The organism is Akkermansia sp. NBRC 115031 (assembly GCF_030268505.1).
Classification (GTDB): domain Bacteria; phylum Verrucomicrobiota; class Verrucomicrobiia; order Verrucomicrobiales; family Akkermansiaceae; genus Akkermansia; species Akkermansia massiliensis.
Window position 1 is genome coordinate 220,124 of record NZ_BSQU01000002.1, and the last position, 12,930, is coordinate 233,053.

Here is a 12,930-nt window from a genome sequence, read left to right on the forward strand (position 1 = left end):
GGCGTTTTCAAACGCCCTTTTTGCTGTCCCAAATGGCGATGTGCAGACGGTCTGAAAAGCGGAGGCCATAACGGAGGCACCATTCCACCGTCTGCGCGCGCATGGCGTCCAGCTCTGCCCGTGTGGAGGCCAGTGGCATGAGCAGGATGCGTTCTGCGGGAATGTCTGCCCCGGAAGCCTGCCGCAGGGCGGTTTTTACATCTTCCTCGCACGCCACTACGAATTTGAACCACGCTTTTTCCGTGGAAGCCAGACGGCGCAGGATGTCCGGTTTCCATGTTCTGGCGGTTTCATTGCCGGAGTGGGGGAGTTTGGGAGACACGTTGAATTGCGTGATGCGTTCCAGCAGTTCCGCATCCGGCATAATGGTGCCGTTGGTTTCCAGCTCCACGGCATGGTCCGGCAGCAGGCGCAGCAGGGCGGGAAGGGCTTTTTGCTGAATGAGCGGTTCTCCCCCGGTCAGTACCAGGCGGCGGCATGGATAACGGAGCGCCAGTTCCGCCGCCTTTTCAGGCGTGAGCCGCACTCCGGGAACTGTCCCGTTCCAGGAGTACGCCGTGTCACACCAGGAACAGGCCAGGTTGCAGCCTGCCAGGCGCAGAAAGACGCAGGGAGTCCCCTGGGAGACGCCTTCCCCCTGGATGGAATGGAAAATTTCCGGTTGTCCGTGAAGCTGGGCCAGTGTGAGCATGATCAGGCAGGCCTGAGACTACCATATCCCTGCCGCCCGTCAACGCCTCCCTGCGGAGGGCGCCGGAAGAGCGGCAAACGGGACGCAGGAGCTTTTCTTCATTCCGTGCCCTCAAGTTTTCAGGAACACGCTCAGCCGTTGCTGCGGCGGAAGGCCCCCACCGTGAACAGGAGGAGGATGAATCCCACAACGGAGGCAGCGCCCGTGAACAGCTTCTGGAAGGAGGCATGGTCCTTTTCCTCCTTCTCCAGCTTTTTCACTTCTTCTCTGGAAGACTTGCGCATTTCAGCTCGGGCCTCGTCATAGGTCCGGGACGCCTGTTCCTCTTCTTTCCGGGCTTGTTCCAGAGCGTTCCGGACGGCTTTGGACTGCTCCCTGTATCCGGCTGTAGCCAGCAAATCGTCATCTCCCGGGTCCGGGGCGGCGGTTTCTTCCCGGTCATCGTCGGTTAAGGCCTTGTTTTTCTGTTCGGTGAGTTTTTCCTCCGCTTTCTGCATCAGTAGCTGCTGCTTGCCGGTTTTTTCTTCCAGGGCTTCCAGGGCGGCGTCCAGAGCCTGCATTTTTTTCTTTGTGGCGGAGGTTTTCAGGCGAATGAAGGCTATTTGCGATTGAAGTTCCGAGATGTTCTCCTTCTGGGGAGCGGCTCCTGAAAATTTCTTTTTGGCTTTGGCATCCTCCCGGTTCTTGGCCAGTTCCCGTTCGGCCTGCCCCAGTTCCGCCTGAATACTTCTCTGCTTGTCGGCCAACTTCGCAAGCAGGGTTTTCATTCCCTCCCTCTTTTGAAGCAGTTCTTCCCTGGCGGACTTGGAGTTTTCCCTCTGCCTGCTCATGCGGCGGCGCAACTGGTCAATCCTCTGGTCGTGTTCCTTCACTTCCTCCTGCTGGTCCGCCATGCTTTTTTGGTAGGCGGCAACCTGGGCTTCCTGCTGCTGCTGTCTTTTCTGCTCAAGATAGGTTTCCCGGAATTTTTCCATGGCCTCTTCCGCCGTCCGGGTGGCGTCCTGGGCTTCATCCAGTTTCTTCCGGGTCTGGCTGACGGTTTTCTCCAATACTACGGCCTCCTGTTCCATGGCTGTTTTCCGGGCGGCCAGTTCCTTTCCTTCCGGGGAGATATGGTGTTGATAGTACCAGACGGAGAATCCGGCGGTTAAAATGGTCAGGAGAAGCAGTACATAGCGCATGAGAGTGTTCCAACGATTCGGGTAAAAGTACAAAAAGGAGTGTGCCTTGTCAACATGGCAGAAATAAAGGCAACCCGCCTCCCTCCGGGAATGGAGAGGAAGCGGGCTGCCTGGAAGGCGGGTTCCGGAAGAGTCCGGAGATGAGTCTAATTCCTGTTAAAGATTCAGGGAGAAGGCGGAGATGGCGTCTATCTCTTCCGCAATCTTGTTCAGCAGTTCATCGGAAACGGGTTTGTTGGTCTTGAGGACGGCCAGGGCTTCCCGCGTGGCGTGATCGGCCGGAGCGGCGATGTTGTCAATGTTGATGCCGTTGGAGTACAGGGCGGAACCGATGGTGGCGATGATGCCGGGACGGTCCTTGTAATGCAGGAACAGCGTTGTGCCGCGCAGGTCCGCATACAGCCCGTTGAAGTTGTTCAGGCGGGAGACCATGGGAATGCCTTCCGTCACCACGCCGCGCACGCTGGTGTTGAAATATTCCCCCTCATCTTCCATCACCACGTCCAGCGTGATGGAATCTTCATAGGGCTTGTCGTCCTTGGGCTCCCGCGCCTTGAAGACGATGCCGTGCTCCCGCAGGGATTCTTCCGCGGCGGCGGGCATGAGGCCCTTTTCCGCGTGCGGCAGCAGCCCTTCCAGAATGGGGGCAGTGAACCATTTGCGGAAGACGCGCAAGTTGCCGTAGAAGGTGCATTCCACCCGGCGGATAGGCTTGTTGCCTCCGGCTTTGCGGGCCAGGGCAGCGAGCAGGAAAGCCAGTTGGAGATGGGCCGGATTGAGACCGTTGGGGGATTCCCCGTTCACCACGCAGGAGGTGTCTCCGTCAGAGAAATAGGCCACCATCTGTTCCGCGGCGCGCTTGGCCGCCTTCGTGTTGGCCTCCCGGGTGTTGGCGCCCAGGTGGGGAAGGATGAGGTCCGCCACGGCGGCGGAAGGTTTTTCTCCGGGCGCGTCCTTGGGGTGGACGTCCGTCAGGTAGCCGATGTTTTTGCCCGCGGCCTTGGCGGCGGCCAGCGCTTCTTCATCCACCACGCCGTAGCGGGAGCAATTGATGAGCACCGCGCCGTCCTTCATGCTGTCGATAAGTTCCGCGTTCACCATGTGGTGGGTGGAGGGACCGCCCGGAACGTGCAGGGTGATGATGTCGCACTGGGAGAAGATGTCTTCAATGCTGGTGGGGGTGACGCCGATGTTCAGGGCGCGCTGGCGGGCCAGAAAGTGGTCGTAGCCCAGCAGGGTGGGTTCAAATCCCTGGAGGCGCTTGACGAGGTTGCGGCCGATGTTGCCCAGGCCGATAATGCCGACGGTTTTTTTGGTCAGCTCGCTGCCCATGTATTTTTTCTTTTCCCACAGGCCTTCCCGGGTGGTGGCGTCCGCCTGGACGATGTGGCGGTAATACGCCAGAATCATGGCCATGACTTCCTCCGCCACGGCGTTGGAGTTGGCGCCGGGGGTGTTCATGACGTCCACATTCTTCTTGCGGGCGTACACGATGTCAATGTTGTCGTAGCCGGCTCCGGCGCGGATGACCAGCTTCAGGGAGGGTAGGGCGTCCATGATTTCCGGAGTGACTTTTTCACTGCGGACGATCAGGGCCACGGTGTCCGGATGGGCGGCGGCCTGTTCTTCCAGAGGCGTGTCGGCATCCTGGACGACTTCATAGCCGGCCGTTTTAAGCGTATTGGCCGCTACGTCGGAGAGTTTGGTGGGAATAAGAACCTTGTTCATGTTGGTATGGTGGAAAATGTCATTGTTCAATGGTATGGACAAAAAGTCCGCTGCGCAGCTTGGGCTCAAACCACGTGGACTTGGGGGGCATGATTTCCCCAGCGTCCGCCACGCGGAAGAGGTCGTCCATGGTGACGGGGTACAGGGAGAAGGCCAGCGCCATTTCTCCGGAGCAGCGGCGTTCCAGTTCTCCCAGGCCGCGGATGCCGCCTACGAAGTCGATGCGGTCGCTCGTGCGCGGATCGTCAATGCCCAGGATGGGGGCCAGCACATTCGCCTGAAGAATGGCGCAGTCCAGGCTTTCGATGGGATGGTCCGCCGGGAAGGTTCCCGGTTTGGCGGTGAGGGAATACCACCGGCCGTCCAGATACATGCCGAATTCGTGCTTGGCGCGGGGGGCGTAGCCTTCTCCGGGAATGGCGTCCGCAGGCGCCACGTCAAAGGAGGCGCGGAGCTTTTCCAGGAATTCTTCCCTGGCCAGGCCGTTCAGGTCGCGCACGACGCGGTTGTAGTCCATGATGAAGAGGTCTTCATCACAGAAGACGACGGCCATCAGGTAATTGAATTCCTCCTGTCCCGTGTAGTCCGGGTGCTCCTTGCGCCGCCTGGCGGAAACGGCGGCGCTGGACGCCGTACGGTGATGGCCGTCCGCTATGTAAAGAGCATCCACTTCTTCAAAGCCTTTGCGGATGGCTTCCACCGTGCCGGGATCGGAGACGGGCCACAGGATGTGGGTGACGCCGTCTTCCGTGGTGAAATCGTACTCCGGTTTGTGGAATTTGATCCATTCCCGGATGATGCCGGAAAGGTCCTCGTGCTTGCGGTAGGCCAGGAATACCGGTTCCGTCTGGGCGGAACAGGCGTCAAAGTGCTCAATGCGGTCCAGCTCCTTTTCCCTGCGGGTCAGTTCATGCTTTTTGATGACGCCGCTGGCGTATTCATCCACGGAGGCGCAGCCGACGATGCCCGTCTGCACGCGGCCCCACATGATCTGGCGGTAAATGTAGAAGGAAGGTTTTTCATCCCGGACGAGGTAGCCCTTGCGGACGAATGCTTCCAGGTTTTCCCGCGCCTTGGCATAGGTTTCCGGGGCGTGGATGGCGGTTTCGCTCGTGTCGATGTCGGAGCGGCAGACGTGGAGGAAGGAGGCGTCGTTTCCGGCGGCCATTTCCCTGGCCTCCCGGTGGTTCATGACGTCATAGGGGAGGGAGGAAACCCGCGCGGCCAGTTCCCGGGGCGGACGGAGGGCGGGGAAGGGATGGAGTGTGGACATGGAAAAATGAGAGAGTACAGAAGGTTAATGACGGAGGGAGCAATGATATAGCGCACGGATGCCGGAGACAAGCCCCGCCAAAATACATGCCGCAATGAACAGCAGCAGGTACCGCATGGGCGCTCCTGCCGCTTTGAGAAAATCCAGGGGCTTGAACAGAAGAAGCCGGACAAACTCTCCGCCTCCCGGAATGCTGTTCAACAGCAGGAGCATCCCGATGAGCAGCAGGAACAGGCTTGCCGCGGCGGCCATGCTCCATGTGCAGGAGCGCGCCATTTCCCCCGCCTGTTCCCGGTCCAGGCGTTTTTTCACCAGGATCAGGTAGTACGGAACAAGCATTAGAAAGAAGGCTCCGGACCAGGGGCGCATGGCTTCATTCAAGGCTCCGGCGATGATGAGGGCCGTCAGGACGCAGGCGGAGGCGATGATGAACAGAGCCTGGAGCGCCGTGTGAAGAACCTTGTTCATGGCGGCTGTTCCGTTCATTCTCCGGAGGAGGCGTTCTTCCCTCTTTCCCGGGCGGGGCCGGAAAAGAGGGAAGGGAAAACGCTTACTTGAGTTTCAGGATGTCCACGATGTTGGACGTGATGGAGCGCATGTCGTCCATCGTCAGCTCACCCATGTGGGCGATGCGGAAGGTCTTGTTCTTCAAATCCCCGTAACCGTTGCCGAGCTGCATGCCGCGTTCGATCAGCACGTTGTTCAGGGCGGCGATGTCAATGTCCCTCGTGTTGCTGATGACCGTCAGGGTGCGGGAAAGATGGTCCCGGTTGGCGAAGACGCTGAAATATTCATCCGCCCAGGAGCGCACGAATTCCGCCATGGCTTCATGGCGCGCAAAGCGGTTTTCCACGCCTTCCTGCATGATGCGCTGGAGCTGGAGGTCCATGGCGTACATGATGGAGACGCAGGGGGTGTTCGTGTACTGGTAGTCCTTTTTCTGGATAGTGTCGTAAATGGAGCGCAGGTCAAAGTAGCAACCGCGGTTGGGGACGGAGGCGGTGCGTTCATAAGCCTTTTGGGACAGCGTGCAGACAGCCATGCCGGGGGGGAGCGCCAGCGCCTTCTGGGTGGAGGTCACCAGCACGTCCACGCCCAGCTTGTCCGTTTCAATCCGGGAGCCGGCGGCGGAACTTACCGCGTCCATGCACCATATGACGTCCGGGTATTTTTTGAGTACTTCCGCAATTTCCTCCACCGGGTTCTGGACGCCGGTGGACGTTTCATTATGGGTGATGCAGATAGTGTCGTACTTGCCGGTGGAGAGGGCGGCGTCCACCATTTCCGGGGTGGTGGGCTGGCCGAGTTCGCTCTTGAAAATGTCGGAGGGAACGCCGTTGCCCGTGGCAATCTTGTACCATTTGTCGCCGAAGGCGCCCACGGAAAAAATGGCGGCTCGCTTGGCGGTGCAGGAACGCACGGCGCCTTCCATCAGGCCCGTACCGGAGGAAGTGGAGAGCAGTATTTCCTGTTCCGTCAGCAGAATGCGGCGCAGATTGTTGGAAATGCGGCGCTGCAGGGCGGAAGCCGCCTTGGATCGGTGCCCCATCATCGGGCCGCTCATGGCGGCAAGTACTTCAGGTGCTACTTCAGTGGGTCCGGGAATGAATAATTTGGTTGCCATTTGTTTAAAAACTGGGTACGTGTACTATAGCGTCTCCAAACGGTTTGGCTATGAATTTTTGTTGGGGCAGGCTGGGAAAACCTGCCGCAGCAGCGGGAATAGGAGCGGTTTACTGCCCGGATCCGCCGGGAAACGAATGATAAATCCGGAATCAGGGGCTGCTTTTTATCTCAAGGAACTCATGTTGAGTAGCCGTTTCTCTGTTGGAAACCGTTCCGTTGCGGATGAAACGGCCTTTTTGCTTCCGTACGGGGAGGAGACGCGGATGCATGCTCCCCCCCGCAGGCGAAAGGTCTTTAAAGTTTAGAAGCTGATGAGCTTGACCAGCCAGTAGCCGCCGAAGAAGAGCCAGACGTACAGGAGGCCCGCAAGCAGGAAGGGGCGCGCTCCGGCTTTCTTGAACTTCTCAAAGCTGGATTCTGCGCCCAGAGCCGTCATCGCCATGGTCAGCAGGAACGTGTCCAGGGTGTTGATGGCGTCCACCAGTTCGGCAGGCAGCAGGTGCAGGGAATTGAAGCCGATGACGGCGAGGAACAGGAACGCGAACCAGGGGATGGTGATTTTACGTTTTTCGCTGTTTCCTCCGGCGGCGGAGTCCCGCCGCGCCAGGATGATGCTCAGGATGACCAGCACCGGGGCCAGCATCATCACGCGGATCATCTTGACGATGATGGCCGGGTCGGAGATGGCCTGCCCCATGGCGTTGCCGGCGCCCACCACGTGGGCCACTTCATGAAGGGTGGCTCCGGTAAAGAGGCCCATCTGTTCCGTCGTCAGGTTCAGCATTCCGGCCCGGTACAGGGCCGGATACAGGAACATGGATAGCGTGCCGAAGATGACGACGGTGGAAACGGCCACGGCCGCCTTGTAAGGCTTGCTTTTCACGACGGGTTCCGCGCCCAGGACGGCCGCCGCCCCGCAGATGGAACTGCCGATGGAGGTCAGAAGGGCCGTGTCCCGGTCCATTTTCAGCAGCCGCCCCAGTCCCGCGCCCAGCAGAATGGTGAGGGAGACCACAATGAGGTCGATCAGAAGAGCCGCGCCCCCGATGTCGATCACGCTCTGGAAGGTCAGCTTGAACCCGTACAGGACGATGCCTGTTCTCAGCACCTGCTTGGTGCAGAACTGGATGCCGGGCACCCACGCTTCCGGAAGGTGGTTGCGCAGGCTGTTGGCGTAAAGCATCCCCAGCACGATGCCGACGATCAGCGGGCTGAAGGAGAGGTGTTTCACCCATTCAAAGTCCGCAATGTAGAAGGCGGAAAAGGAGAACAGGACGATGAGCAGGATGCCGTGGAGCGGATTGGCGAGATGTTTGGGGGACATGGGCTGTAGAATGATGGCTGCGGCCGCCCGTCTTGTCCGGAGGGGGAACGTGCCGGAACGGCTGCGTGGGAGATATACTCCACAATCATCATAAAATCTAATCAGAAATTGTTATAGGCGATTAGATTTTGTTATAATAATTCCGGCAGAATTTGATGAATAATTCATTGATTCTGCTGTAGTCTCCGTGCCCGTTGGCAAAGTGAAAGGAACGGCGGATTTCCAGATGGCGGAGATGGATTTTTTTCAAATCCCCGCGTTTGAGCTCTTCCCGCACGGCGAGGGAGGAGAGAAAAGAGCATGCCGGGGAATGCGCCAGATACATCTTGATGCTTTCCGTATTGCCCAGCGTCATCAGGACGTGGAGGCCGGAAGCGGCGATTCCGTGTTTCTTCAGGACTTCCTCCACCACCCGGCGCGTGCCGGACCCCGGTTCCCGCATGATCAGGGGAACATGGGAGAGCTGCGGGAGGGAGAGGCCTTCCCGCGGGGCGGCGGCATGAGAACCGCCCGCCAGAATGATTTCATCCTCCATGAAGGGCAGGTAATGCAGGTCCGTGCGCCTTGCGGTGCCTTCCACGATGCCGAGCTGCACGGCTTCATCCTGCACGGCCTGTTCGATTTCCTCCGTATTGCCGCTTTTCAGCCGTATGCGTATTTCCGGATAATGGCGGTTGAACAGGGCCAGCAGCGGAGGCAGGACGTACTGGGACATGGTGGAGCTGGCTCCCAGGCTCAATTCACCGGAAACGGGCGTATTCCGGCCGGAAGACATGTCTTCCGCCAGCGTTTCATATTCCTTGAGGATGCGGCGGGAATGGACCAGCAGGCGCACGCCTTCCGCCGTCAGGGCGATGCCGCGGCCTTCCCTTTTGAACAGGCGGGCGTCCAGCAGGCGTTCCAGCTCCTTGATATGCCGGGTGACGGCCGGCTGCGTGATGAACAGCTCCTCCGCCGCGCGCGTGAAGTTCAGGCGCCGCGCGACGGTCTCAAACACTTTCAGCCGGAAATCCGTAATCATGGAGAAGGCATGCATTCAACCACGCCTCCGCGTTCCCGGCAAGCTCCTTTCCTTCATGCGGTTGCCCGTTGAAAAGAAAAGGCCGTGAAATCCGGATGATGACATGATGGCGGCTCGTGCGGGGAAGCCGGAAGGAAGAGAACAGGAGCAGCATGGGCATGAGATGGCGGATTATGGCCGCGGCGGCATTTTGCGTGGCCGGGTGGGCTTCCGGGGATGTGCCGTCCGATCCTTCCAGGGAGTTTTTACTGCCTTCCGGAACGTTGAAGGCGTTTGCCGAATATATACCAGCCTATGGAAAAGGTGCGGTTCCTGGTCCGGAGGAGACGGAGCCTGTCCGTCTGGAACAAGCGATAGACGCCACCCGGGCGGCAAAGGATGCCCGTGCGCTGAAGGAAGCCGCCGCCGCACTGGACGCCTATTGGCAGTCCCGGCTGGATGCTCTTTATGCTCCCGTAGCCGCCTGGTTGGCTTCACGGTGGTTTGTAAAGTCAGAATTGATTGAACATCAATCAAAGTGGTTTAAGGAAATGCCTCTTCAGGAATTGCAGGATGAAATAGTGATGGAATCCTGGGTGCAGGCGCAGGTGGCTTGGGAGGCATTTTTAAGAGCGGATGAGAGGTTTTACAGGGCGTGGATGCTGGCCGCCCAAAACCGGCGCTCTGCCATGAAGGGGGAGGGCGTACCCGATGCCGGGTCATTGGGAGAGCTGGAGGAGGCGGAAGTCCATGTGCGCCGGGCCTTCAAGAAGATGGAACGGATGATGGCTATTGCGGATACGGCCTGCGCGACGAATGCCTACCCGCTGGTAGACGTTGCGCCCGTGGATCCCGGCTGGCAGGAGAATGACCCCGTGCTGCAAAAGGTGGAACAGGCCGTTTGTTCTTCTGAATATCCCTTCGTCAAGTTCCTGCTGGGCTCCTACCGGAATTACTGGAAGGCCCGGTTGTCCGGTATCCGGACGGCTTTCTTGCCGGAGAATGGCTGCAGTTTCATGCGTACCGGATGGGAGGACAGGCTCCGGGAGGCGGACCGGGCGTGGCGGCGTTATGTGGTTTTTTCCGTGGAGTATGAAATTCAGCCCGGCATTTATTTCTGGAGTTCCTGGATAGGCATTTACATGACGGCGCATGAGTCGTGGCTATACCGCCAGAGGTGCCGGGATTTGCTGGCCGTCGCGGGGCTGGTACCGGAGAGAAGATCAGAGGGCTTCACCAGCCCGGCCCGGAATTTTGCCGGCTTTGGGGAAGCGCGTCTGATCGCGGAGCGCATGGCAGCAGCCGGAGGATCGTCCGCTGCGGCTTACCGAAAATTGTCTGAAAACCTGGAAAGGCTGCGCACGGATTTATTCAGTTCGGTTTCTCCCTGGCCAGCCGTTTTTTTGGCCGTGGAAACGGGGGATGAGAGCATGCTTCGTTTTCTGATGTCCCGGCTTCGCCTGTCCGGGGAGGATATGCTTCCGGGCGGTACGACGACTCCCCTGATGAAGGCCGTTGCCTCCCGATCCGTTCCCCTGGCGGATATTCTGGTTTCGTGCCGGGAGCTGCTCAATGCGGTGGATGCCAGGGGCCGTACGGCGTTGGACATGGCGCTGGAGCGCGGGGATGGGGGAGATGGCCGCGTTGCTGCGGCGTCACGGAGGCATCACCGGAGAAGAACGGAAAAAGGAGAGAGAACATTCCTCCCCTTCCTCTCCGCCTGCGTATGACTGAGCCGGAGCCGGGAACGTTTTTCAGAGCTGGTGCGGGAGGTCATTCCCGGCAGGTTTTTTTGTTGGAAGGGGAATGGTTTTTGTTAATGCCGCCTTACCTGCCCGGAGCATGATTGTCCGGAATATTCCGGAGGGTGCAAGGGCTGGAAGAGGTCCCGATGGTTTCCGGCGTGCAGCAACGCGTTCAAGACGGAGATAAGACAAACGGGCGGAAGTTCTGTCATTCATAAACGTTTCTGTTTGAAAATAAGTGAATTTGGAAAGTTTTCACGGCACAGTGGAAGTTCCCGGAACCGTGCATCGTCTGAACGGAACGAGACGGGAGGGAATCAAATGCCTATATGAAACTGCATTCCATGATCATTGTCGGCGGAGCCGGCCTTTTGCTGTTGGGGGCCTGTTCCCCTTCTTCCTATCAGACCACGTTCCCGGAACCGGCCTATGTGAAGGTTTCCACCAATAACGGAGCCTATGCGCCTTATCCGGACAACCCCATCGGCCAGCAGGAACTGGTGTACTGGTATGATTCCCTTACTACCCCCATGACGGTGGTGGCGGAAGTACCGCCCACTCCCATCGTCACCAAGGGCCCCGGCCCGGTGATCCTTGATTCCAACGATTTCTCCGCGAAGCTGTACCGGGACAGAACGGAAATCAAGAAGAAGGACAAGGATGGCAACTGGGTCACCAGCGTGCGCCCCACCACTCCCGCTGACCAGCGCATGAGGAATTATGTGATGGCTTCCAAGAAAGCCCGTTAATCTTTTCCTCCGTTAAATTCACGAAAACCTGTCCGGCCTGCTTTCCTCTCCGGAGGAAGCAGGCCCGGCTTGTTTACAGCAGGTTTTTCTTCCCATTCATCCGCGGAAACGGGACGGCGGCGAACGCTTTTCCCCGGCCATGGGAGATAGGCGTCCGTATAAAAGGAGGAGCCGCAGCCCCGGCATTCCAGCATGATGCCTGTATCCGGCCTTCCCTGTTCCTCCGGCGTCTGCGAGGCGGGGCGAAGCCCGGCATGCCCGCAGTGTGGGCAGCGGATGGGGAGAGGGGCGGCATATTGAATCATCAGAACTGCCGTGCAGACGAGCGCCCAGGCAATGTAACCGGCCCAGAAAGGCCATTCCGGATTCAGCAGCCAGATTGTCGTGACGACGGGAACGGAGCACAGGGCATATAGCAGGGTGCGCTTCTGCCTCGTGGCCAGGAGGTGGAAGCAGTAGATCGTATCCTGCATGAAAGGGGGGAAGGAAACGGTTACAGATCCTTCAGGGTCCATTCATCCTTCCATTCCAGAATGATCTGGTCGCCGTCCCATTTCATGGGAAGCCACATGTGGCGGCCGTCAATGGCGTTTTTAGGCCGCCAGATGTCCGCCATGAAGATGAATTTGCCGGGCTTGCCCTGTACGGGCAGGATGTAGGTGCTTTGTCCGCCGAAGGTGATATTGGCCTTGGGCCCCACGCAGGGATTTTTGAGCTCCGTCCACGGTCCGGCCATGCGGGGGGCCACGGCGCTGCGGGCCGCGTTGGGCGCCCAGCCGGAGCAGCCGGAGGCGATCATGTAGTATTTCCCGTTGTGCTTGCAGATGGCGGGAGCTTCCATGTAGCGGTTGACGAAGACGCGGACGTATTTTCCGTTATGCCCGGTGTAGTCCGGCGTCAGTTCCGCGATGTGCAGGGTGATGTTCCCTTCGGAGGAGTAAATATGGTAGGCCTTGCCGTTGTCGTCCACAAAGATGGTCATGTCACGGCTCATCTGGCCGCCGGGGAAGTCCCTGCGGATGATGCGGACATAGTCAGGCATCTCCTTGGTGAACTCGGTCGTCTGGTCCTTTTTGTCCAGATTCAGGGGCCATTTGCCTGGATTGACGCGCCCGGCTTTCAGGAACGTGAACGGTCCGGTGGGCTTTGTGGCCGTAGCCACGCCCGCGTACGCGGAACCGTAGCCCTTCCCCCTGAGTTCCAGGTGGAACCACATCACGTACTTTTTGGTCTTCTTGTTGTAGACTACCTTGGGGCGTTCCAGGATGCAGCCCTTGGCGATGGGGTGGGAGTTGTCCCCTTCCACCACTTTCAGGGCGATTCCTTCGTCCTTCCAGTTGTAAAGGTCCCTGGAGGAATAGCAGTGCACGCCCACCTGGGCGCGGTTTCCGGCGTCCCCCTCCACCTTGTGCTCCCCGTACCAGTAGTAGGTGCCCTTGTCGTACAGGATGCCGCCGCCGTGGGCGTTGATGTGCACGCCGTTGTTGTCCGTCCAGATTTCACCGGGCTTGAAGGACGTGTGTTTGACGGGGGCGTCAGCCGTGGCAACGGAGGAGAGGCAGCAGGCCAGTCCGGCAAAAAAGGTGAGCAGCAGTGTTTTCATGCGTGTTGGC

The 12,930-nt window shown here is 59.0% G+C and carries 12 protein-coding genes; 2 read left to right on the plus strand and 10 right to left on the minus strand.

All coding sequences use genetic code 11. The features are described 5' to 3' along the window. Nucleotides 1-7: 7 nt before the first annotated feature. The 8 genes from QSJ36_RS03655 to QSJ36_RS03690 all read right to left on the minus strand — a co-directional run bounded on the left by QSJ36_RS03655 (nt 8) and on the right by QSJ36_RS03690 (nt 8,844). Nucleotides 8-691: a 7-carboxy-7-deazaguanine synthase QueE gene (locus QSJ36_RS03655; RefSeq protein ID WP_285467007.1), complete on the minus strand. Its 684-nt coding sequence runs from the start codon at nt 689-691 to the stop codon at nt 8-10. A 131-nt stretch (nt 692-822) separates the two neighbouring features. Next, the gene (locus QSJ36_RS03660; protein WP_102736806.1) at nt 823-1,872 is read right to left on the minus strand and encodes a hypothetical protein; all 1,050 of its coding nucleotides are present in this window, start codon (nt 1,870-1,872) and stop codon (nt 823-825) included. Between the two features lie 156 nt (nt 1,873-2,028). Continuing rightward, nucleotides 2,029-3,600, minus strand: coding sequence for a 3-phosphoglycerate dehydrogenase family protein (locus QSJ36_RS03665; protein WP_146019470.1), 1,572 nt, complete (start codon nt 3,598-3,600; stop codon nt 2,029-2,031). Nucleotides 3,601-3,619: 19 nt separating this feature from the next. After that, complete coding sequence (locus QSJ36_RS03670) at nt 3,620-4,873, minus strand: DUF1015 family protein (protein ID WP_285467013.1); 1,254 nt, start codon at nt 4,871-4,873, stop codon at nt 3,620-3,622. A gap of 24 nt (nt 4,874-4,897) precedes the next feature. Continuing rightward, entirely contained in the window at nt 4,898-5,341 is a 444-nt protein-coding gene (locus tag QSJ36_RS03675; protein ID WP_146020055.1) for a hypothetical protein, read from the minus strand. 82 nt (nt 5,342-5,423) lie between these two features. Continuing rightward, entirely contained in the window at nt 5,424-6,497 is a 1,074-nt protein-coding gene (locus QSJ36_RS03680; protein WP_285467016.1) for an alanine--glyoxylate aminotransferase family protein, read from the minus strand. Nucleotides 6,498-6,800: 303 nt separating this feature from the next. After that, a complete protein-coding gene (locus tag QSJ36_RS03685) occupies nt 6,801-7,823 on the minus strand; it encodes a YeiH family protein (RefSeq protein ID WP_102727956.1) in 1,023 nt (340 codons plus the stop codon). A 121-nt stretch (nt 7,824-7,944) separates the two neighbouring features. Continuing rightward, the gene (locus QSJ36_RS03690) at nt 7,945-8,844 is read right to left on the minus strand and encodes a LysR family transcriptional regulator (RefSeq protein ID WP_102721556.1); all 900 of its coding nucleotides are present in this window, start codon (nt 8,842-8,844) and stop codon (nt 7,945-7,947) included. A gap of 158 nt (nt 8,845-9,002) precedes the next feature. Here QSJ36_RS03690 and QSJ36_RS03695 point away from each other — a divergent pair, with 158 nt between their 5' ends. Together QSJ36_RS03695 and QSJ36_RS03700 are read left to right on the plus strand one after the other, a co-directional pair. Beyond that, complete coding sequence (locus QSJ36_RS03695; RefSeq protein ID WP_285467020.1) at nt 9,003-10,553, plus strand: ankyrin repeat domain-containing protein; 1,551 nt, start codon at nt 9,003-9,005, stop codon at nt 10,551-10,553. A gap of 344 nt (nt 10,554-10,897) precedes the next feature. Then, nucleotides 10,898-11,317, plus strand: coding sequence for a hypothetical protein (locus QSJ36_RS03700; protein ID WP_102721552.1), 420 nt, complete (start codon nt 10,898-10,900; stop codon nt 11,315-11,317). On the opposite strand, the gene QSJ36_RS03705 is transcribed toward QSJ36_RS03700, so the two are convergent. Beyond that, nucleotides 11,314-11,790: a hypothetical protein gene (locus QSJ36_RS03705; protein WP_102727334.1), complete on the minus strand. Its 477-nt coding sequence runs from the start codon at nt 11,788-11,790 to the stop codon at nt 11,314-11,316. The genes QSJ36_RS03700 and QSJ36_RS03705 overlap by 4 nt on opposite strands. 20 nt (nt 11,791-11,810) lie before the next feature. Then, nucleotides 11,811-12,920 (minus strand): glycoside hydrolase family 43 protein, encoded by a 1,110-nt coding sequence (locus QSJ36_RS03710; RefSeq protein ID WP_102721550.1) that lies wholly within the window; start codon nt 12,918-12,920, stop codon nt 11,811-11,813. Nucleotides 12,921-12,930 lie beyond the last annotated feature (10 nt).